The organism is Cupriavidus metallidurans CH34 (assembly GCF_000196015.1).
Classification (GTDB): domain Bacteria; phylum Pseudomonadota; class Gammaproteobacteria; order Burkholderiales; family Burkholderiaceae; genus Cupriavidus; species Cupriavidus metallidurans.
This window is the reverse complement of sequence record NC_007974.2, coordinates 1516453-1536162: the sequence shown is the minus strand read 5'-3', so window position 1 is coordinate 1536162 and position 19710 is coordinate 1516453. Positions and strand designations below refer to the sequence as shown.

17 protein-coding genes are annotated in these 19710 nt (G+C 64.7%); 13 read left to right on the top strand and 4 right to left on the bottom strand.

Annotation, left to right across the window (positions count from 1 at the left end):
- Positions 1 to 82: 82 nt before the first annotated feature.
- Positions 83 to 796: an SOS response-associated peptidase gene (locus tag RMET_RS25000; RefSeq protein WP_011519294.1), complete on the bottom strand. Its 714-nt coding sequence runs from the start codon at positions 794 to 796 to the stop codon at positions 83 to 85.
- 231 nt (positions 797 to 1027) lie between these two features.
- On the opposite strand from RMET_RS25000, the gene RMET_RS24995 reads away from it, so the two are divergent.
- Positions 1028 to 1759, top strand: coding sequence for a BON domain-containing protein (locus RMET_RS24995; RefSeq protein WP_029306396.1), 732 nt, complete (start codon positions 1028 to 1030; stop codon positions 1757 to 1759).
- A 28-nt stretch (positions 1760 to 1787) separates the two neighbouring features.
- On the opposite strand, the gene RMET_RS24990 is transcribed toward RMET_RS24995, so the two are convergent.
- Positions 1788 to 2873, bottom strand: coding sequence for a GlxA family transcriptional regulator (locus RMET_RS24990; RefSeq protein WP_011519292.1), 1086 nt, complete (start codon positions 2871 to 2873; stop codon positions 1788 to 1790).
- A gap of 173 nt (positions 2874 to 3046) precedes the next feature.
- On the opposite strand from RMET_RS24990, the gene RMET_RS24985 reads away from it, so the two are divergent.
- Positions 3047 to 4300, top strand: a complete 1254-nt coding sequence (locus RMET_RS24985; RefSeq protein WP_011519291.1) for a M20/M25/M40 family metallo-hydrolase — start codon at positions 3047 to 3049, stop codon at positions 4298 to 4300.
- A 70-nt stretch (positions 4301 to 4370) separates the two neighbouring features.
- Here RMET_RS24985 and RMET_RS24980 read toward each other — a convergent pair whose 3' ends face one another.
- On the bottom strand, positions 4371 to 5297 hold the full coding sequence (locus RMET_RS24980; protein WP_008641456.1) for a LysR family transcriptional regulator: 927 nt from the start codon (positions 5295 to 5297) through the stop codon (positions 4371 to 4373).
- A gap of 372 nt (positions 5298 to 5669) precedes the next feature.
- Between RMET_RS24980 and RMET_RS24975 the strand changes: the two genes are divergently transcribed.
- From RMET_RS24975 to RMET_RS24930, 10 genes are all read left to right on the top strand, one after another.
- Positions 5670 to 6545, top strand: coding sequence for an alpha/beta hydrolase (locus tag RMET_RS24975; protein WP_011519290.1), 876 nt, complete (start codon positions 5670 to 5672; stop codon positions 6543 to 6545).
- Between the two features lie 212 nt (positions 6546 to 6757).
- The gene (locus RMET_RS24970) at positions 6758 to 7993 is read left to right on the top strand and encodes an efflux RND transporter periplasmic adaptor subunit (RefSeq protein ID WP_011519289.1); all 1236 of its coding nucleotides are present in this window, start codon (positions 6758 to 6760) and stop codon (positions 7991 to 7993) included.
- Positions 7994 to 8097: 104 nt separating this feature from the next.
- Positions 8098 to 11289, top strand: a complete 3192-nt coding sequence (locus RMET_RS24965; RefSeq protein WP_029306394.1) for an efflux RND transporter permease subunit — start codon at positions 8098 to 8100, stop codon at positions 11287 to 11289.
- An 11-nt stretch (positions 11290 to 11300) separates the two neighbouring features.
- Positions 11301 to 12782, top strand: a complete 1482-nt coding sequence (locus RMET_RS24960; protein ID WP_011519287.1) for an efflux transporter outer membrane subunit — start codon at positions 11301 to 11303, stop codon at positions 12780 to 12782.
- A 150-nt stretch (positions 12783 to 12932) separates the two neighbouring features.
- Positions 12933 to 13325 carry a hypothetical protein gene (locus RMET_RS24955; protein ID WP_035822421.1) on the top strand — a complete coding sequence of 131 codons (393 nt, stop codon included), beginning with the start codon at positions 12933 to 12935 and terminating at the stop codon, positions 13323 to 13325.
- Positions 13326 to 13381: 56 nt separating this feature from the next.
- On the top strand, positions 13382 to 13846 hold the full coding sequence (locus tag RMET_RS24950; protein ID WP_011519285.1) for a DUF2127 domain-containing protein: 465 nt from the start codon (positions 13382 to 13384) through the stop codon (positions 13844 to 13846).
- 102 nt (positions 13847 to 13948) lie between these two features.
- Positions 13949 to 14239 carry an antibiotic biosynthesis monooxygenase family protein gene (locus tag RMET_RS24945; protein ID WP_008641446.1) on the top strand — a complete coding sequence of 97 codons (291 nt, stop codon included), beginning with the start codon at positions 13949 to 13951 and terminating at the stop codon, positions 14237 to 14239.
- A 25-nt stretch (positions 14240 to 14264) separates the two neighbouring features.
- Complete coding sequence (locus tag RMET_RS24940; RefSeq protein WP_011519284.1) at positions 14265 to 14897, top strand: CDP-alcohol phosphatidyltransferase family protein; 633 nt, start codon at positions 14265 to 14267, stop codon at positions 14895 to 14897.
- A gap of 213 nt (positions 14898 to 15110) precedes the next feature.
- The gene (locus tag RMET_RS24935) at positions 15111 to 17525 is read left to right on the top strand and encodes an acylase (protein ID WP_011519283.1); all 2415 of its coding nucleotides are present in this window, start codon (positions 15111 to 15113) and stop codon (positions 17523 to 17525) included.
- Between the two features lie 135 nt (positions 17526 to 17660).
- Positions 17661 to 18776, top strand: coding sequence for an NADH:flavin oxidoreductase/NADH oxidase (locus RMET_RS24930; RefSeq protein WP_011519282.1), 1116 nt, complete (start codon positions 17661 to 17663; stop codon positions 18774 to 18776).
- A gap of 135 nt (positions 18777 to 18911) precedes the next feature.
- Here the strand turns inward: RMET_RS24930 and RMET_RS24925 are convergent, their stop codons facing one another.
- Entirely contained in the window at positions 18912 to 19127 is a 216-nt protein-coding gene (locus RMET_RS24925; protein ID WP_008641439.1) for a YdcH family protein, read from the bottom strand.
- 358 nt (positions 19128 to 19485) lie between these two features.
- Between RMET_RS24925 and RMET_RS34020 the strand changes: the two genes are divergently transcribed.
- Positions 19486 to 19653, top strand: a complete 168-nt coding sequence (locus RMET_RS34020; RefSeq protein ID WP_008641438.1) for a hypothetical protein — start codon at positions 19486 to 19488, stop codon at positions 19651 to 19653.
- Positions 19654 to 19710 lie beyond the last annotated feature (57 nt).

Genomic DNA, 19710 nt, shown 5'->3' with positions numbered 1-19710 from the left:
TATGGTCAGGTACCGCTATATCCGACACCCTCACTCAGTAGGGCGCTCGCATCACCCGTTTGGGCGATGGCGTCAGATGGCATCAGGGAACGGAACCCTCGCCAGGGGCACCCAGGTCGTTCGACGCGCGGGCAGTCTTGTCTGTTGCCACTCGCACAACGGGATCTGGCGCGGCTGCCATGCCTTCCGCAGGGTAAAGACGCAGGAAGCTGCGGGCCAGTTCCGGGTTGCGGCAATGCAGCCAGTCGTCCCAGTCGGCCGCCGGGACGATCACGATCGAGCGTTTTTCGGCGCCCGGCCGGTGCATCCGGCGCAACACTGGATGGGTCTCCGCATTGACCGTGAGCATCGTGAAGGACAGGGTCTGGTCGGGCCACGTCCGCCAGAGCCCGGCGATGCCAAAGGCTGGGGCGTCGGGTAGCCAGATCTTCCAGCGCTCCGCCTTGCCCGGGTGCTCGGGCGTGCCGTCCTCGGGGTACGCATATTCGTAGAACGCGCTCGCGGGTACCAGGCAAAGCTGACCGTGCCGCCAGGCAGGCGCGAAGGTGGGCTTCTCGCCGACGGTCTCGCTGCGTGCGTTGGTCGTATCGTAGCGGCGGCCACCGGGTGGGGTACGCTTGCGCGGCATCATGCCGAAGGTGGCCAATGCGCACTGTCGTGGTCCGTCCGGGGCGGCGTGGACGATTGGCGCGGCGTAGTCGGGCCAGGTTTCCTCCGGGTAGATCCCCGGAGGCGGCTCCACACCGAAGATTTCACGCAGGATTCGCTGTTGGACGGGGGCGTAGTTCGTGCACATGCGGGTGCTCCTGAGAGCCGGTCTGCCGCGTATCGTCCACGCTAAGGTGACACTGGTCAATATGTGCGCGCCATACGCGTGGTGATGCGCGGTGATGCGGCGGGGCACTTCCTATAATGCCTAGGCGGACGCGGGGACTTCCGTCGGATGTCCCCGGCCGACGCGCTACACGTGCTTGCAGGCAGGGGCACGCATCCCACCATCTCCACACCAAATGGGGAGATTGACATCATGCAGAGTAGCGAAGCGGTGCTGACGCTGGCACGAGCCGCGTTGGCACATGTGCCATATCAAGGCCACCATCTCCATCCCACCATCAACCTGCGCCTGTCCGACGGCGCGCTGATTCTCGAAGGCGAAGTTGCCGATATTGTCGACAAGACCCGTGCCGCGGCCCAGTTGCGGCGTGTGGATGGCGTCACGATGGTGATCGATCACCTGCGCATTGCCAACGGCGGCACACCGATTGGCGACGGCGAGGTACGCGCGGCGGTCTGCGAGCGACTGCGGAGCGCGATTGATTTCCGGAACTGCAAGATCTGCGCGCGGGTCAAGGGCCAGCTCGAGCCCGTGCGCGAAGCGGTGGGCGAGCGCAGCGGCTGGCTGGAGGTCTCCGTGCATGACGGCGCGGTCACGCTCAATGGGCAGGTGATCAGCCTGTCGCACATGCGGCTGGCCGGCGTGCTGGCCTGGTGGTCACGCGGCTGCCGCTGCGTGATCAATGACATTGTGATTGCGCCGGCCGAAGCCGATAGCGACGAGGAGATCTCCGAGGCATTGCGGCTGGTGCTGGAAACCGACCCGTTCGTCGACGCAGCTCGCATCAGTGTGCGTACGGATCGCCGTGTGGTGACGCTCGATGGCTACGCGTCCAGCGATGGCGCGCGCAGGCAGGTTGAACGGGACGCCTGGTATGTGCACGGCGTGGAAAACGTCATCAATCACATCGCCCTGAGCAGTTAAAGGTTCCGGCGACTCATCGCAGGACACTTCACGCCTGCGGCGCGGCGCGCCCACGTCGCGCTGCCTGGCCTTCTACTCGCCAGTAACGGCGGCGCGTGCGCAACGCAAAGCGCGTGCGGTACTCCGACATCGACATCTGCATGGCGCGCTGAAACAGCCGCCGGAACGCCGCGGCATCGCTGTAGCCGCACGCTTCGGCGATGGCCTGCGTGCCATGCAGCGTGACTTCGAGCAACATGCGCGCGCGCTCCACGCGCAGCCGGTGCAGGTAGTCGAGAGGCGTCTGCCCGGTGACCTGCCGAAAATGGCGCAGCAGTGTCCGTTCGCTGACGGCTGCCGCCTCGGCCACGGCGCCAAGCCGGTATGGCTCGTCGACGTGGGCCTGCAGCCAGCCAATGGCGCGATACACCGGGCTGTCCGTTGTTTTACCGAGCCAGCGCTGCGAAACCAGTTCCGGCACCCATTGCTGGCGTTCCTGTTGATAGAGCAGCAAGCGCGAGACAGTCTGCGCGAGGTCAGGGTCGTGCAGATGCCCCAGCACGCGCAGCATGAATTCGGTCAGCAGCGCCGGGGCGACGCAATGGAACACGCGTTCGTGCAGGCCTATCGGTTCGTCCGAGGACAGGTCGCAACCCGGGAATCGCTGTGCCAGCGAGCTTTGGAACATCCACGGCGCCCCGCATCGCGCGCCGTCGAGCAGGCCCAGCGCCAGCGGGTAAACCATGCCCGAGTAGATGGCCGCCAGCCAGCCGCCTGCGTCCACATGACGCGCGATCGTACGCTGCGTGACGGTATCGTTCGTAACCATCTCGCTCAGATGCGGCGCGCTATGGGCCATCAATCCGGGCACGATCATCAGCGTCCGGCCATGGCGCTGGCCACGCCGGGCGGGTACCGGCTGCAGGCCAGGCAGCGGCGCGGGCAGTGCCCGGCCATTGCCACCGATGATTTCCCACGTCAGCAGGTTCGATTCGCCAGGCCGCTGCAATTGGGCGACGCCGGCCGCCGTGCGCAGCACGTCGAGCGCGCCGAACAGCGTGCCGGGCATCGCATCGGGCAGCCATAGCAACTTGACGTGCAGGGGGTGATTGGACGTGGTAGCGGGATCGGCCATGCGTGGGGGCGAGAAGGGCGAGAAGGACGAGAAGGATGAAATAGGCGAAAGAAGGGGAAAGACGGCGAGCGAACGGGGTGTGGCGGGATCGGCTTTGGGAATGGCGATATTGAGCCTCCCCGCGAGATATCGCAAGGGCTACATTTGAGGCTTCCATCAGAACAGGAGACGTCATGCTGCTTTCCCTTCGCCACCTTGCCATCGCCGCTGCCGCTGCCGTGGTCTGCAATGCCGCCGTGGCTGCCGGCGCCGATACCGGGTTGCTCGATGCCGCGCGGTCCGCACAGCCGGCCGTGGTGCAGTCGCTCAAGGACATGGTGTCGATAGAGTCGGGCAGCGCCAATATCGAAGGGCTCGACCGCATGGCGGACTACACGTCGAAGCGGCTCCAGGCGTTGGGTGCCAAGGTGGAGCGTGTGCCGGCAAGCTCGGGCAAGAGCCCGATCGTCAAGGCGACGCTGACCGGTACGGGCAAGCACAAGATCATGTTGATTGCCCATATGGATACGGTCTATCCGGCCGGTATCCTCAAGACGCAGCCGATCCGCGAGGACGGCAACCGTCTCTATGGTCCCGGCATCGCCGACGACAAGGGCGGCATCGCCGTGATCCTGCATTCGCTGGAAATCCTCAAGGCGCAGGGATGGAAGGACTACGCGCAACTGACCGTGCTGTTCAACGCCGATGAGGAAGTCGGTTCGGGCGGATCGGGCGAAACGATTGCGGCGCTGGCCGATCAGCAGGACGTGGTGTTGTCCTGCGAGCCGAACGTGGCCAAGTCTGTCGCCAAGTCGGAGTCGCTGCTGCTGGGCGCTGCTGGCACGGCGACTGCGACGATGCAGGTCAAGGGCCGCTCGTCGCACGCCGGCGCGGCGCCGGAGCTGGGCCGCAATGCGCTGATCGAACTGGCCTATCAGTTGCAGCAGACGCGTGACGTGGCCAAGTCGGTGCCTGGCTCTCAACTGAACTGGACCATGGCCAAGGGCGGCGACGTAGGCAACCAGATCCCCGAGTTGGCCAGTGCGTATGGCGATGTGCGTGTCACGGCCAACGGCGCCGCGCAGAAGCTGCAGACCGCGCTGCAGGAGAAGGTCAACGCGGGCCACCTGATTCCCGACACGCAGACCACGGTGACGATGGAAGAGGGCCGCCCCGCCTACGTGGCTGACGCCCGCGCGAAGGATCTGGCCAAGCGCGCGCAGCAGGTCTACGCGGAACTCGACGGCCGCTCGCTGCTGCTGATCCCTGGCACGGGTGGCGGCACGGACGCCGGCTATGCGGGGCGGTCGGGCAAGGCGGTTGTGCTGGAGAGCTTCGGCCTGTCTGGCTTCGGCTACCACGCTCGCGACGAATACGTGGAGCTCGATTCGATCGTGCCCCGTCTGTATCTGATGACGCGGATGCTGCAGGAGATCGGAAAGAACTGAACGTATCGAATGCTGCGGCAAGTTTCCCTCTCCCGCGCAAACGGGAGAGGGAACAAGCAGGCGGTGACAACTACGCCGCCACCGCCTGCGGGGCCGCGCCGAAATGCGGATGGCGCGAGAATAGCTCCGCCGCCCAGTTCACGAAGACCCGCACCTTGGCCGACAGGTGCCGGTTCTGCGGGTACATCGCCGAGATCGGCAATTCGTCCGTCTGCCAGTCGCTCATCACCTCGACCAACCGGCCGCTGTTGACATACGGTTCTGCCATCGCGCGCGAGATGCGGGCGATGCCATGGCCTTCGAGCGCGCAGGCCATGTAGACATCGGCATCGTTGGTCGAAATGGCCGATGGCAGCAACACCTCGGTGCGTTCGCCGCCGCGCGACAACGGCCAGGGCATTTCACGGCCGGTGCGGTTGGACAGGAAGTTGACCGCCTTGTGCTGTGCCAGCTCGGTCAGATTCTGCGGCGTGCCAACGCGACGCAGATAGATCGGCGACGCATAGAACGCCAGCTTCAGCTGACCGATGCGTCGCGCCACCATCGACTCGTCGAGCGCGCCCACGCGCAGCACCACGTCCACGCCTTCCTTGAGCAGATCGATCGGCTTGCCATTGATGGTCAGCTCGAGCTTCAGGTCGGGATAAGCCTTGAAGAAGTCGTGCAGGTGCGGCAGCAGCACCATCTGCGCGAGCCCGCTCGTGGTGTCGACGCATAGCGTGCCGCGCGGCGAGTTGTTGTGCCGCGTGAGCGATTGTTCCGCTTCCTCGACGTCGGCCAGGATACGGACGCAGCGTTCGTAATAGGCGGCGCCATCGGTCGTCACGCTGATGCGGCGCGTCGTCCGATGCAGCAGTTTGACGCCCAGATGGGTTTCCAGATTCTGGATCAGGCGGGTGAGCGTGGCCTTTGGCAGGTCTAATGACTCCGCCGCACGCGCAAAGCTGCCGACATCCACCACCCGCGTGAATGCCTGCATGGAAACAAGACGATCCATGATTGAGAAGCTTTCGAAAGAAGTACGAGCTAGCTTGCGTTCAGAAGGATGTCTGGCGGGAATGGGTCCGCTGCATGTCAAGTGCGCGGCCTGGGTTTGCTGCCGGCGGTCCGCCAGTGGAGGCCGGAGCGGGGACGGGTGGAGCCTGGGGGCGTGGTGGACGCGCATGTTTCCCCAAACTGCGCGGCACCAAAGGACCGGAGTGAATCACATTTTGGGTGACCTTGCCAAGCATGTGGTTTCACTTCGACGATTATTCCAACTCAGAAATAGTGCGTTGGCAATAGCTCGCTTTATCCCATCATCGTCAATCACCATAATTCGGTGCATCGCAACACAGTATCGACGACCCATGCCGGTCGCCTGAACGCCATGACCAAGACCACCACAGCCCGTAGTTCCGCCGTGCAACCGGCCGCAGAACAGGGCGAACCGTACGTGGTGCAGCATATGGTCGTCAGTGGCGATCGGGAGATCAAGGTCTGCGTGTGTTACCCCGCAGGTTATTGGCCGTTGAGCGCAGGCTCGGCAACCTTGCCATGGCTGGTGTATCTCCATGCGGGCGGTTTTGTCGAAGGTGACGTCGAGGCAGCCAAGGAACTGGCGCGGGATCTGGCGGAGTCGGTCCCGGCCGTGGTGGTGACGCCGGGATACTCGCTGGCGCCCGAAAATCCGTTCCCGGCCGCGCCCGAAGACGCCGTGGCCACCGTGACGTGGGTACTGAAGCAGGCAAAGAAGCTCAAGGTCGACAAGCTGCGCTTCGCGCTGGTCGGCGAAGAGGCGGGCGGCAACCTGGCAATTGCCACGGCGCAGATGCTGCGGGATCGCGGCCTGCCGCAGCCGGCGGGCCAGTGGCTGATCCGCCCCGTCACGGACCCGTGCCTGTCGGCGATGTCTTCGACGCGTCAGGTGCCGATGGAAATGCTGCGCCGGCTGGCCTGCAACTATCGCGAATATCTGCCGACGCCGGCTGACAGCGTGCATCCATATGCGGCGCCGGCACTGGCATCGCGGATGGCCGGCCTGCCTGCCACGCTGGTGCAGGTAGCGGAACAAGACGCCTTGCGTGCCGAAGGTGAAGCCTTCGCCGCGAAGCTGGCCAAGGCCGGGATATCGGCCAGGGCCCTGATCATGCCCGGCGCCTGTGGCGACGGGGTGGAACAGTCCCATGAGAAGTGTCAGGCATGGGTCGAAGAAGGTGCGCGGTTCCTGCGCGATTGTTTCGCGAAGGCCGACGACGCCTCGTAACCGGTCCGAACACCGGCCGATACCGGGAGCATGACGGTATCGGATTCAACGGCCAGCGCCCTTTGAGGCTGGCAGCAGCAATCCCGTCCTGACCGGACGGGAACACCCCCGTATTCCCGATTTCCGGGCCACTCGGCCCGGCGGGCGGCGTTCGGCCTCGATTTTTTGCTTTTCCAGTTGAAGAAACCCGACGAATCACGGAGTGAAGAAAAATGAATCAACAGTCTCGACGCACGCTGATTGCGATCGCCATCGTGGCGATCCTGGGCACCGGCGTGGCAACCTCGGTTCTGCGTCCCTGGCACGGCGGGGAAGCACAGGCCAATACCCCGCCGCCGGCACCGGCGGTGGAAGTGTCCGCGGCGGTCGGCAAGACCATCACCGAATGGGATGAATTCTCCGGCCGCATTGAAGCCGTGGACCGCGTGGAGATCCGTCCGCGTGTTTCCGGCACGATCGAAACCGTGCATTTCCGCGAGGGCTCGATCGTGAAGAAGGGCGATCCGCTGTTCACGATCGATCCGCGTCCGTATGCAGCCGAAGTGGCACGCGCCGAAGCGGCTTTGGCGGCGGCGCAGGTACGCGCATCGCTTGCGCAGACCGAGAAAGCCCGCGCCCAGCGCCTGCTGGACGACAACGCGATCTCGCGCCGGGAGTTCGACGAGCGGATCAACGCCGCCAGCGAGATGTCGGCCGACGTGCGCGGCGCGCAGGCGGCGCTGGAAGTGGCGAAGCTGAACCTGAGCTACACGCGTATCGTCGCGCCGGTCTCGGGCAAGGTGTCGCGTGCCGAGATCACGGTGGGCAACCTGGTGGCCGCCGGCGCGGCGTCTCCGGCGCTGACCACGGTGGTGTCCGTGTCGCCGGTGTATGCGAGCTTCGACGTCGACGAACAGAGCTACCTGCGCTACACGGCGCCGGGCGCCAGCGGCGGCAAGAATGATCTGCCGGTGTTCCTGGGGCTGGCCAACGAGGACAACACGCCGCACGAAGGCAAGATCCACTCGGTGGACAACCGGCTGGATACGCGCAGCGGCACGATCCGCGTGCGAGCGATCTTCGCCAATGAAGATGGCCGCCTGCTGCCGGGCCTGTACGCGAAGATCAAGCTCGGTGGCGGCACGCCGCATCCGGCCGTGCTGATCAATGATCGCGCCATCGGCACGGACCAGGGCAAGAAGTTCGTGCTCGTGGTGGATCAGGCCAACAAGCTCACGTATCGCGAAGTCGAACTCGGGCCGACGTATGAAGGGCTGCGTGTGATCCGCAAGGGCTTGAAGCCGGGCGAGAGCATCGTCGTCAATGGCCTGATGCGCGTGCGGCCAGGCGACACCGTTGCGCCGAAGCCGGTATCGATGGCCTTCCGCAGCGAGCTCGAGCCGCGAGGCAACGCGCCGGACCGCAAGCAGGCAGCGGAAGAGAAGGCCGAGAAGCCCAACGTGAGCTAAGCAACCCAGTCTAGCCAGACACAGACAATTTCCCCCCTTCGTGGCATCGAATGGCGTCCGCTTGCGAGCGGACCGCCAGGGGGGCTGTTTTCGCCGAGACCAAGATGAATCTCTCGAAATTCTTTATCGACCGCCCCATTTTCGCGGGTGTGCTATCGGTGCTGATCTTCCTGATCGGCGCCATATCGATGTTCAAGTTGCCGATCTCGGAGTACCCGGAAGTGGTGCCGCCGTCGGTGGTGGTGCGCGCGCAGTTCCCGGGCGCCAACCCGAAGGTGATCGCCGAGACCGTGGCCACGCCGCTGGAAGAGCAGATCAACGGCGTCGAGGACATGCTCTACATGAACTCGCAGGCCAACAGCGACGGCACGCTGACGCTGACGGTGACCTTCAAGCTGGGCACGGACCCGGACAAGGCCCAGCAGCTCGTGCAGAACCGCGTCTCGCAGGCCGAGCCGCGTCTGCCCGAGGACGTGCGTCGCCTGGGCATTACCACGGTCAAGAGCTCGCCTGATCTGACCATGGTGGTGCACCTGGTCTCGCCGAACAATCGCTATGACATGACGTATCTGCGCAACTACGCGCTGATCAACGTCAAGGACCGCCTGGCGCGTATCCAGGGCGTCGGTCAGGTGCAGATGTTCGGCTCGGGCGACTACTCGATGCGTGTGTGGCTGAACCCCGACAAGATCGCCGAGCGTCATCTGGCGGCCTCGGACGTGGTCAAGGCCATCCGCGAGCAGAACGTGCAGGTGGCAGCCGGCGTGATCGGACAATCGCCCTCGCTGCCGGGCACCGATCTGCAACTGTCGGTCAACGCGCAGGGCCGTCTGCAGACGGTGGAGGAGTTTGGCGACATCATCGTCAACACCTCGCCGGACGGCGCGGTGACGTACCTCAAGGACATCGCCCGCGTCGAGCTGGGTGCCTCCGAGTACGCACTGCGTTCGCTGCTCGACAACAAGTCCGCCGTGGCGCTGCCGATCTTCCAGGCGCCGGGTTCCAACGCGATCCAGATCTCGGACGATGTGCGCAAGACGATGGCCGAGCTGAAAGCGAACATGCCGGAGGGCGTGGACTACAGCATCGTCTATGACCCGACCCAGTTCGTGCGCCACAGCATCGAGGCCGTGACGCACACGCTGTTCGAGGCCATCGCGCTGGTGGTGCTGGTGGTGATCCTGTTCCTGCAGACCTGGCGCGCGTCGATCATTCCGCTGCTGGCCGTGCCGGTGTCGATCGTCGGCACGTTCGGGCTGATGCACGCGTTCGGGTTCTCGATCAACGCGCTGAGCCTGTTCGGTCTGGTGTTGGCGATCGGTATCGTGGTGGACGATGCGATCGTGGTAGTGGAGAACGTCGAGCGCAATATCGAGGAAGGGTTGTCGCCGAAGGAAGCCACGTACAAGGCCATGCGCGAGGTAAGTGGTCCGATCATCGCCATCGCGCTGACGCTGATCGCCGTGTTCGTGCCGCTGGCATTCATGACTGGCCTGACCGGGCAGTTCTACAAGCAGTTCGCGCTGACGATCTCGATCTCGACGATCATCTCGGCGTTCAACTCGCTGACGCTGTCGCCCGCGCTGTCCGCGCTGCTGCTCAAGAGCCACGACGCGCCGAAGGATTGGCTGACGCGCGCCATGGACAAGGTGCTCGGCAAGTTCTTCGTCCGCTTCAACCAGTTCTTCCGCCGCAGCTCGGACAACTATGGCCGGGGCGTGAAGGGCGTGATTCGCCGCAAGGGCTCGGTGTTCGGCGTGTACGCGCTGATGCTGGTCGCGACCTGGGGCGTGTTCCAGATGGTGCCGAAGGGCTTCGTACCGGCGCAGGACAAGCAGTACCTGGTGAGCTTCGCCAAGCTGCCTGACGGCGCGACGCTGGATCGCACGGAAGACGTGATCCGCCGCATGTCGGATATCGCGCTCAAGCATCCGGGCGTGGAGTCGGCGGTGGCATTCCCGGGCCTGTCGATCAACGGCTTCACCAATAGCCCGAGCGCCGGCATCGTGTTCGTCACGCTCGATCCGTTCGACAAGCGCAAGAGCAAGGAACTGTCTGGCAATGCGATCGCGGCTGATCTGAACAAGCAGTACGGCTCGATCCAGGACGCCTTCATTGCGGTGTTCCCGCCGCCGCCGGTGCAGGGCCTCGGTACGATCGGCGGTTTCAAGATGATGATCGAGGACCGCGCCGCGCTGGGCTATGACGAACTGTTTAACGCGACCAACGCGTTCATGGCCAAGGCGCGCGCCACGCCCGAACTGGCTGGCATCTTCAGCAACTATCAGGTGAACGTGCCGCAGCTAGACGTGAAGCTGGACCGCACCAAGGCCAAGCAACTCGGCGTGCCCGTGACCGATGTGTTCGACACGCTCCAGACCTACCTCGGCTCTGCGTACGTCAACGACTTCAACAAGTTTGGTCGCACGTACCAGGTCAAGGTGCAGGCCGATGCGCAGTTCCGCCAGCATGCGGAGGACATCCTGCAGCTGAAGACGCGCAACGTGAGTGGTGAGATGGTGCCGCTGTCGTCGCTGGTGCAGGTCAAGCAGAGCTTCGGCCCCGACAGCGTGATCCGCTACAACGGCTTCACGGCTGCCGATATGAATGGTGGTCCGGCTCCTGGCTTCTCGTCGGGCCAGGCGCAGGCCGCCGCCGAGCGGATCGCCGCGGAGACGCTGCCCAAGGGTATCGCCTTCGAGTGGACCGAGCTGACGTATCAGGACATCCTGGCCGGCAATGCGGGCGTCTGGATCTTCCCGCTGTGCGTGTTGCTGGTGTTCCTGGTGCTGGCCGCCCAGTACGAAAGCCTGACGCTGCCGCTGGCGGTGATCCTGATCGTGCCGCTGAGCCTGCTGGCCGCCATGACTGGCGTGTGGCTGACCCGTGGCGATAACAACATCTTCACGCAGATCGGTTTCATCGTGCTGGTGGGGTTATCCGCGAAGAACGCGATTCTGATCGTCGAGTTCGCGCGTGAACTGGAACATCACGGCCGTACGGTGGTGCAGGCCGCGATCGAGGCCAGCCGCCTGCGTCTGCGCCCGATCCTGATGACGTCGTTCGCTTTCATCATGGGTGTGGTGCCGCTGGTGGTGTCCACCGGCGCCGGCGCGGAAATGCGCCATGCGATGGGCGTGGCCGTGTTCGCGGGGATGCTGGGGGTGACGTTCTTCGGCCTGTTCCTGACGCCGGTCTTCTATGTGGCGCTGCGTTTGCTGGCCACGCGAGGCCAGCGCCAGAAGGTGGCTGAGCAGCCTGCGTCGGCGTCGCAGGCGGTGGCATCGGCAGAATAAGGGTGAACAACATGAATAACGCAATGAAGCTGGTCCTGCCGAAGCTGGGTATGCTGGCCGCCGCGCTGGTGCTGGCGGGCTGCTCGCTGGCGCCGACTTACAAGGTGCCCGAGACGCCCACCGCGTCGACGTTCAAGGAAGCCGAGGCCGCTGCTGCGGAAGGCGCGCAATGGAAGACCGCGACGCCGGCCGAAGGCCAGCATCGCGGTGAATGGTGGAAGGTCTTCGGCGACGCCGATCTCGATCGTCTGATCGACGCGGCCAACGCCTACAACCAGGACCTCGCTGCCGCCGCGGCGCGTCTGAAGCAGGCACGTGCCTTCACGGGCGCGACCGAGGCGGACCTGTATCCGCAATTGAGCGCGGGGTTCAGCCCGACGCGCGCGCAGCCCTCGGCAGCCTCGCAAGGCTTGCCCGATGGCACGCGGGTGTCGCCGCAGACCGTGTACCAGGCGCGTCTGATCGCCAACTACGAGCTTGATCTCTTCGGCCGCGTGGCCAATAGCGTCAATGCAGCACGCGCCGACGAGCAGGGCGCCGAAGACCTGTATCGTTCGGTGCAGCTCGCGCTGCAGGCCGATACGGCGCAGGCGTACTTCGCGCTGCGCACGCTTGATAGCGACCGCGATCTGCTCAACGCGACGATCAAGCTGCGCGAGGACGCGCTGACGCTGCTGCGCAAGCGCTACGAGGCTGGCGAAACCACCGATCTCGATCCGGCCCGCGCCGAGGCCGAGCTTGGCACCGCCCGCGCCGATCTGGCTGGCATCGAGCGGCGCCGTGCCAACCAGGAGCACGCGCTGGCCGTACTGACCGGGGTGTCGCCGTCGCAGTTCGCGCTGGCGGCGCGACCGTTTGACACGCCGCCGGTTGCGGTTCCCGCCGGCTTGCCGTCGGAACTGCTCGAACGTCGCCCCGATATCGCTGCGGCGGAACGCCAGATGGCGGCCGCCAACGCACGGATCGGTGTGGCAAAGGCGGCGTTCTTCCCACGCATCTCGCTGACAGCGCTGTTCGGCTTCGAGTCGTCGGATATCTCGAACCTGTTCAAGTGGTCGTCGCGCGCATGGTTGCTTGGGCCGCTGGTGGGTTCCACTGTTGCCCAGACCGTGTTTGACGGTGGCCGCAACAGTTCGAACCTGGCCGGCGCGCGCGCGGCGCACGAGGAAAGCGTGGCGCGATATCGCCAGACCGTGCTGGTGGCGTTCCGCGAGGTCGAGGACAGTCTGGCCGACGTACGCTGGTTTAGCCAGCAGGGCGCGGCGCTCGACAGTGCATTGGCCGGCGCGAAGCGCGCGCAGCGCACTTCGCGCAGCCGCTATGACGCGGGCGCGGTGGACTACCTCACCGTGATCGATGCGGACCGTACGGTGCTGCAATCGCAACGCGATGCCAATGCGGTGGCCGGGCTGCGGGCGGCGGCAACGGTGTCGCTCGTGCGTAGCCTTGGTGGCGGTTGGGGCCCTCTGCCGGAGAATGTGGCGAAGAACTGAGAGCCGTACGCCGCAGGTAACATTTGGCGGCAATTTCACGCTGGCGTGGCGTTTCCGGAGCACTACACTGGAAACGTCGCGCCAGCTTTCGTTTGGAGGGCCGATATGCGACATCGAACGAGATCACTTACAGGCACGTATCCGCTTGCGATGGCGGTCACTATTGTCACCGTCGCCATTGCCTTTGGCATGACGGTGTCATGGCCCGCCGACGCGCAGCCGGCGAACACTGGCCCGATCATCGTTGGGGGATCGGCGCGGGTCGAAGGGCCGGCCACCATCATGGGGACGCTCCGCGTTGACGGTAACGTCTTCGCCAACGGTCCGCTCACCGCCGACTGGTTTGCCTCGCCTGGCGGGTATTCCCGCCCTTCCTCCCAGGGCCTGCTCAAGGTGTTCCATGGCCCGCTGACCGTGCAGGGGCCAATGGCGGTGCACGGCGACCTCTACGTCAACGGCCCCCTGACCGTGAATGGCGCCCTGGAGGCCGCCGGCAATATCAACGCGAACGGACCAATGGTCGAACGGCAGGGCGGACGCTAGCGCCGCCGCCCGGATGACAGCACAATGGCGGCTTCGCATATTTCATCGATTCCGCCATGGCTCACTCCGGATCGCCACTGGGGCTCAAGGGTATTGCACTGTTCGAAGCCGCCAAGGGGGCGCTCGTCATCCTGGCCGGTGTCGGCCTGATGGCGCTGCTGCACCATGATGCGCAGGAAATCGCCGAGACCATCATCCGGCGGATACACATCAATCCGGCCAGCCACTATCCCACCATTTTCCTGTCCTTGCTGGCGAATCCCGGCGATGGCCGTCTCTGGGCCATCGGCGGGTCCGCGTTCGTCTACGCGCTGATGCGGTTTGCCGAAGCCTACGGCTTGTGGCGGGGGCTGGCGTGGGGCAACTGGATCGGTGTCTGGTCCGGCGGCATCTATATTCCGGTGGAGCTCTACGAGGCGATCCGGCATCCCACATGGCTGCACGGCGGCCTGGCCATTGCGAATGCGCTGGTGGTCGTTTATCTTGCGCAGGGCTTGGCCCGGCACAAGGTCAGTGGCTGAGCCAGCCATGCGAATCTGCTAAGGTAGACGCCATGCGGCGCACGCCGGCGCCGCGCACCGTATCAGACTCCTGTCGACGAAGAACCTGAGAAGAGACCCATCATGATTCACGAAATCGCCCAGATCACCATCAAGCCCGGCATGGAAGCCCAGTTCGAGGCCGGCGTGGCGCAAGCCAAACCGTTGTTCCTGCGCGCCCGCGGCTGCCACGGCCTGAACCTGCAGCGTTCGATCGAGGAGCCGTCGCGTTACACGCTGGTGGTGGCGTGGGAGACCGTGGAAGACCATATGGTCCATTTCCGCGAATCGGACGACTTCCAGACCTGGCGCAAGCTCGTGGGCGACTGCTTCGTCGCGCCGCCGCAGGTGCATCACGTCAATACCGTCATCTGATCACTGCTTCAACCGGACCGATTCCATGTCGACGCCTCAACCGCGCCCCCGGCATTTCTCGATGCTGCGCGATCTGCAACTGGCCGATTTCTTCACGCTGGCCAACGCGGCGTGCGGCATGGGTTCGGTGTTCTTCGCCATGTTCTTCGTGGCGGAGCCTTCGCTCAGGACCTTCTATATCGCCGCGGCGCTGGCGCCCGCCGCGTTCATCTTCGATGTGCTCGACGGACGCATTGCCCGCTGGCGCCACGCGCATTCCGCGCTTGGCCGCGAGCTCGACTCGCTCTCCGACATCATCTCGTTCGGCGTCGGCCCGGCCACGCTGGCGTTTGCGGCCGGCATGCGCGGCGGTTGGGATCTGGCGGCGCTGATCTACTTCGTCTGCTGCGGTGTGAGCCGCCTTGCCCGATTCAATGTCACTGCCGAGTCGATGGCCGAGGGTACCGGCAAAGTCAAATACTTCGAGGGCACACCGATTCCGACCAGCGTTGTGCTGACCGGTGTGCTGGCCTGGTGCGCGTCCCAGGGCCGGATCGGCGATGCGCTGGTCGGCGGCGCGTGGGAGATTGGTCCCGGCACGCTGCATCCGATGGCGTTGCTATTCGTGCTGTCGGGCTCGCTGATGATCTCGAAGACCCTCCGCATTCCCAAGTTCTGAGCGCTTTTCTCCCGCACGTGTCGTCAGGCCGCTGATGGTGGTGGTAATGATGGCGGTAATGGTGGCGGTAATGGTGGCGGTATCGGCACGCCATCTGGCGGGATAGGCTCTATCTGTCATCCCCCGGTTTGCCTGACCATTGCCGGTGGCTTGCGGCGCGCGAAATTGCCCGCCGCAGCCACGACGACAACAAAGCAAACAGGAGAGAGACAGATGACCCCACGCATTGCGCGCGGCGCGGTCGTGCTTGGCACGGCTACGCTGGCGGCTGCGGCCTTGAGCGGTTGCGCCACTGGCAACGGTAACTGGAGCGAGCAGGGCCTTAGCGCCGAAATCCGCCGCACGTCCTACGGCATTCCCCACATCCGCGCCAACGACTACGCCAGCGTCGCCTTCGGCATGGCGTACGCCTATGCGCAGGACAACGTCTGCCTGATGGCCAGCCAGGTGGTGACGGTCAGCGGCGAGCGTTCGGCGACGTTCGGGCCGGACGGCACCACCGAGGTGTCCTTCAAGCCGATGCGCAATGCGGACGCCGATGCGTTCTTCCGCGCCATTCTCGACGACGATGCCCTGCAGGCCAGCGCGGCAAGGCAATCGCCCGAAGCGCATGAACTGCTGCGTGGCTATATCGCCGGCTACAACCGTTACCTGCGCGATACGCCGCCGTCGAAGCGCCCGGCCGCCTGCCGCGATGCGGCGTGGGTGCGCCCGATCACAGCACTCGACATGGCGCGGCTTGCCGAGGAGAAGAGTATCCAGGCCAGCGCCGGCGCGCTAGCGGCCGGCATCGTCGCGGCTGCGCCGCCACAGGTCACCAAGTCCGCCGCCAAGTCCGCCGCGCTACCCGCACGCATCGATATCGCCGCGATCGATTTCGAGGCGGTGAACCGCGACCTGCAGCTGCTCGATCCGCCGATCGGCAGCAATGGCTGGGCGTTCGGCAAGGCGGCCACGGCAGATGGTTCCGGCCTGCTGCTTGGCAACCCGCACTTCCCCTGGACGACCACCAACCGCTTCTATCAGGCGCACCTGACGGTGCCAGGCAAGCTCGACGTCATGGGCGCGTCGATTGCCTCGTTCCCGATCATCAGCATCGGCTTCAACAAGGACGTGGCCTGGACGCACACCGTTTCCACGGCGCGTCGCTTCACGCTGTTCGAACTGAAGCTGGCCGATGGGGATCCGACCACCTACCTGATCGACGGCAAGCCGCGCAAGATGACCACCAAGACGGTCAGCTATGCGGCAAAGCTGGCCGATGGCCGTACCGAGCAGCGTTCGCATACGTTCTACATGACCGAGTACGGTCCGGTCGTGGCCATGCCGCAGGCAGGGCTGCCGTGGACGGCGCAGAAGGCGTACACGCTGCGGGACGCCAACCAGAACAACACGCGCTCGATCGACACGTGGCTCGATATCGCGCGGGCGCATAACGTGGGCGAGATCCGCACCGCGATCGGCAACCTGGGCATTCCGTGGGTCAACACGATTGCCACCGACCGTTCGGGCCGCGCGATGTTTGCCGACGTCTCGGTCACCCCCAATGTCTCGACCTCGATGCTGGAAAGCTGCGCGCCGGCCGGCGACGGTGCCGTGTTGGCGAAGAAGCTGATGGCCGGCACGGGTATGGTGCTGCTGGACGGCTCGCGCGGTGTCTGCAACTGGACTGTCGATCCGGCGTCGCCGGTGCCTGGTCTGGTCCCGCCATCGGCCATGCCGGTGCTGGAACGCGACGACTTCGTGGCCAACAGCAATGACAGCTCGTGGTTGGCGAATCCCGCGCAGAAGATGGAGGGCTTTTCTCCGGTGCTCGGGCCGCAGGCGGTGCCGCAGCGCTTGCGCACGCGTGTTGGCTTGATGGAGATCGGCAAGCGCCTGAACGGTGTGGACGGCCTGCCGGGCAACCGCTTCGACATCCAGAACCTGCAGACGGTGCTGTTCCGAGATCGCAATCTGGCTGCCGAGCTTGTGCTGGACGACCTGTTGCGGGCCTGCCGCACCAAGGCTGTTCAGGGCGACAGCGATCTGCGTGACGGGTGCACGGCGCTGGGCAAGTGGGATCGCCGCAGCAATCTGGAAAGCCGGGCCGCGCCGCTGTTCCGCGAGTTCTGGATGCGCGCGCACGTCATTCCGAACGTGTACGCCATCGCCTTCAATCCTGCCGATCCGGTTAATACGCCGCGTGGCCTGCGCATGCAGGACGCTACGGTGAACACGGCCGTGCTGAAGGCGCTCAAGGATGCCGTGGGGGCCATGCGCAAGGCTGGCTTCGCGCTGGATGCCCCGCTTGGCGAGGTGCAGGCCGCGAAGTCGCCCAACGGCCTGATTCCGCTGCACGGTGGGGAGGAGTACGAGGGCGTGCTGAACAAGCTCCAGAGCCAGCCGGTGTCGGCCGATGGCCTGAAGGTGTTCTTCGGAACGAGCTATGTGCAGACCGTGGGTTTCGATGCCAATGGGCCGGTGGCGCAGGCGCTGCTGGTCTACGGCCAGTCGATCGACCCGGCTTCGCCCCATGCCTGGGACCAGATGCGGCAGTTCTCGGCCAAGCGCTGGATTTCGCTGCCGTTCTCGGAGCAGGCCATCGCGGCGGATCCGCAACTGAGCGTAACCAAACTGAGCCAGTGACGTAGCAGGATGCCGGCGGCATAAGGTGATATGGGGGCGGCCAGGACCGTATCCCATGCCGCCGGCAGGGTCAGCAGGGTTTTTCAGCGGCGACTACAATCGCCCGGACCAGAACACCCCGCAAGGATGGCCCTCATGCCTCATCTCTTCGATCCGTACCGGATCGGCAATCTCGAGCTTGCCAACCGCATCGCCATCGCGCCGATGTGCCAGTACTCGGCACAGGAAGGCAATGCCACCGACTGGCACATGATTCACCTGGGCCAGATGGCGCTGTCCGGAGCGGGCCTGCTCATCATCGAAGCCACCGCGGTTTCGCCTGAAGGCCGCATCACGCCGACCGACCTTGGCCTGTACAACGATGCCAACGAAGCTGCGCTGGGCCGTGTGCTTGGCGCCGTGCGCAACCATTCGCCCATCGCGGTGACCATCCAGCTTGCCCATGCTGGCCGCAAGGCATCGAGCGAAGCGCCGTGGGATGGCGGCGGCCAGATTCGACCCGACCAGCCGCGAGGCTGGCAGACCTTTGCGCCGTCGGCAGTGCCGCATGCGGCGGGAGAAGTCCCGCCGGCCGCGCTCGACAAGGCCGGTATGAAGAAGATTCGCGACGACTTCGTCGCGGCTGCCAAGCGCGCGGCTCGCCTGGGTATCGAAGGCATCGAAGTGCATGGCGCTCACGGCTATCTGCTGCACCAGTTTCTTTCGCCCATCGCCAATCACCGTACGGACGAATACGGTGGCAGCCTCGAGAACCGGATGCGCTTCCCGCTGGAAGTGTTCGACGCCGTGCGAGAGGCGTTTCCTGCGGAACGTCCGGTCTGGATGCGCGTTTCCGCCACCGACTGGGTGCCGAATGGATGGGACATCGAGGGGACGATCGCGCTATCGCACGAACTGAAGGCGCGTGGCAGTGCGGCGGTGCATGTGAGCACGGGCGGCGTGTCGCCGCAGCAGGCCATCAAGATTGGCCCGGGATACCAGGTGCCTTACGCGCAACGCGTCAAGGCGGAGGTGGGGTTGCCGACGATGGCGGTCGGGCTGATCACCGAAGCCGAACAGGCCGAAGCGATCATCGCCAACAATGAGGCGGACATTATCTCGATCGCCCGCGCCATGCTGTACGACCCGCGCTGGCCGTGGCACGCGGCGGCCAAGCTTGGCGCTAGTGTCAACGCGCCGAAGCAGTATTGGCGCTCGCAGCCGCGCGGGCTGGAAAAGCTGTTCAAGGACGCGCACTTCGGCCAGCGTTGATGGGCGGTCCTTGAGCCGACGGCCTTTGAGTGGGCGGCCTTTGAGCAGCTGGCAGGGAACGTAAAAGCGGGAAGGCAGATACTGCCTTCCCGCTTTGTTCTTTATGGTTTTTGGATCCGAGGTGTCAGATCAATATCAAGGGCGCGTCTTGCGCAGAATGGCGTAGAGCTCGTCCTTGATCCGCAGTTTTTCCTTCTTCAGTCTCTCGATCTCCAGCGGAGTGGCGGGGTCGAGACCCGCCTCCATGTTCAGGATCTTCTGGTCCAGATCGTTGTGCATGTCGAACAGCCGGGCGAAATGGGCGTCATGCACCTTGAGCATGGAAATCTGTTCGCGATATTCCGGAAACATTGGCAACTCTCCTGCGATGGATCAATGGATGGGCAAGGCTACGTTTGATTCTAGGCATGTCGCGACGGATGCTGTTTGATATCGGTCACGCCACACCGGGCGAACTGTCGCCGCTGCGCGCCCGCACAATTCCTCCTTGACTTTTCCCGACGCGGAAAGCGGTGATTCCGGCGCCACGAAGTGCCGCGCCGCAACATCGAAAAATGCCAGAAACGAAGGGATTACCATGATTGTCGCCCCAGGGCGACAAGCGCGACCATGGCCTCAATAGATTGCGTTGGGCAGTAGAGACGGGCTCCCCCCACGTGCAGGCCCGCCTTCACAGAAGTAGTCGAAGAACGAACTCTGGGAGACATCCATGCAAGTCTATGACGGCCTCGTCTTCGTTTGCGCCATGCTGCTGATCTGCATGTACGCCTATCTTGGCGTGCAGTCGCAGAGCATCGCGCTGAAGTATGTTTCGCCGGCGGTGGTCGGCGTGCTCACGGTCGTCTACTCGCTGTTGCCAATGCGGATGATTGGCTGACAGCCGCGTATCTGCGACAAAATCCCCGCCCATGTGAATCGGGCGGGGATGCGTCAT

Coding starts and splice junctions, on each gene's coding strand:
- RMET_RS25000 (WP_011519294.1), bottom strand. CDS start 796: ATGTGCACGAACTACGCCCCCGTCCAACAGCGAATCCTGCGTGAAATC.
- RMET_RS24995 (WP_029306396.1), top strand. CDS start 1,028: ATGCAGAGTAGCGAAGCGGTGCTGACGCTGGCACGAGCCGCGTTGGCA.
- RMET_RS24990 (WP_011519292.1), bottom strand. CDS start 2,873: ATGGCCGATCCCGCTACCACGTCCAATCACCCCCTGCACGTCAAGTTG.
- RMET_RS24985 (WP_011519291.1), top strand. CDS start 3,047: ATGCTGCTTTCCCTTCGCCACCTTGCCATCGCCGCTGCCGCTGCCGTG.
- RMET_RS24980 (WP_008641456.1), bottom strand. CDS start 5,297: ATGGATCGTCTTGTTTCCATGCAGGCATTCACGCGGGTGGTGGATGTC.
- RMET_RS24975 (WP_011519290.1), top strand. CDS start 5,670: ATGACCAAGACCACCACAGCCCGTAGTTCCGCCGTGCAACCGGCCGCA.
- RMET_RS24970 (WP_011519289.1), top strand. CDS start 6,758: ATGAATCAACAGTCTCGACGCACGCTGATTGCGATCGCCATCGTGGCG.
- RMET_RS24965 (WP_029306394.1), top strand. CDS start 8,098: ATGAATCTCTCGAAATTCTTTATCGACCGCCCCATTTTCGCGGGTGTG.
- RMET_RS24960 (WP_011519287.1), top strand. CDS start 11,301: ATGAATAACGCAATGAAGCTGGTCCTGCCGAAGCTGGGTATGCTGGCC.
- RMET_RS24955 (WP_035822421.1), top strand. CDS start 12,933: ATGGCGGTCACTATTGTCACCGTCGCCATTGCCTTTGGCATGACGGTG.
- RMET_RS24950 (WP_011519285.1), top strand. CDS start 13,382: ATGGCTCACTCCGGATCGCCACTGGGGCTCAAGGGTATTGCACTGTTC.
- RMET_RS24945 (WP_008641446.1), top strand. CDS start 13,949: ATGATTCACGAAATCGCCCAGATCACCATCAAGCCCGGCATGGAAGCC.
- RMET_RS24940 (WP_011519284.1), top strand. CDS start 14,265: ATGTCGACGCCTCAACCGCGCCCCCGGCATTTCTCGATGCTGCGCGAT.
- RMET_RS24935 (WP_011519283.1), top strand. CDS start 15,111: ATGACCCCACGCATTGCGCGCGGCGCGGTCGTGCTTGGCACGGCTACG.
- RMET_RS24930 (WP_011519282.1), top strand. CDS start 17,661: ATGCCTCATCTCTTCGATCCGTACCGGATCGGCAATCTCGAGCTTGCC.
- RMET_RS24925 (WP_008641439.1), bottom strand. CDS start 19,127: ATGTTTCCGGAATATCGCGAACAGATTTCCATGCTCAAGGTGCATGAC.
- RMET_RS34020 (WP_008641438.1), top strand. CDS start 19,486: ATGCAAGTCTATGACGGCCTCGTCTTCGTTTGCGCCATGCTGCTGATC.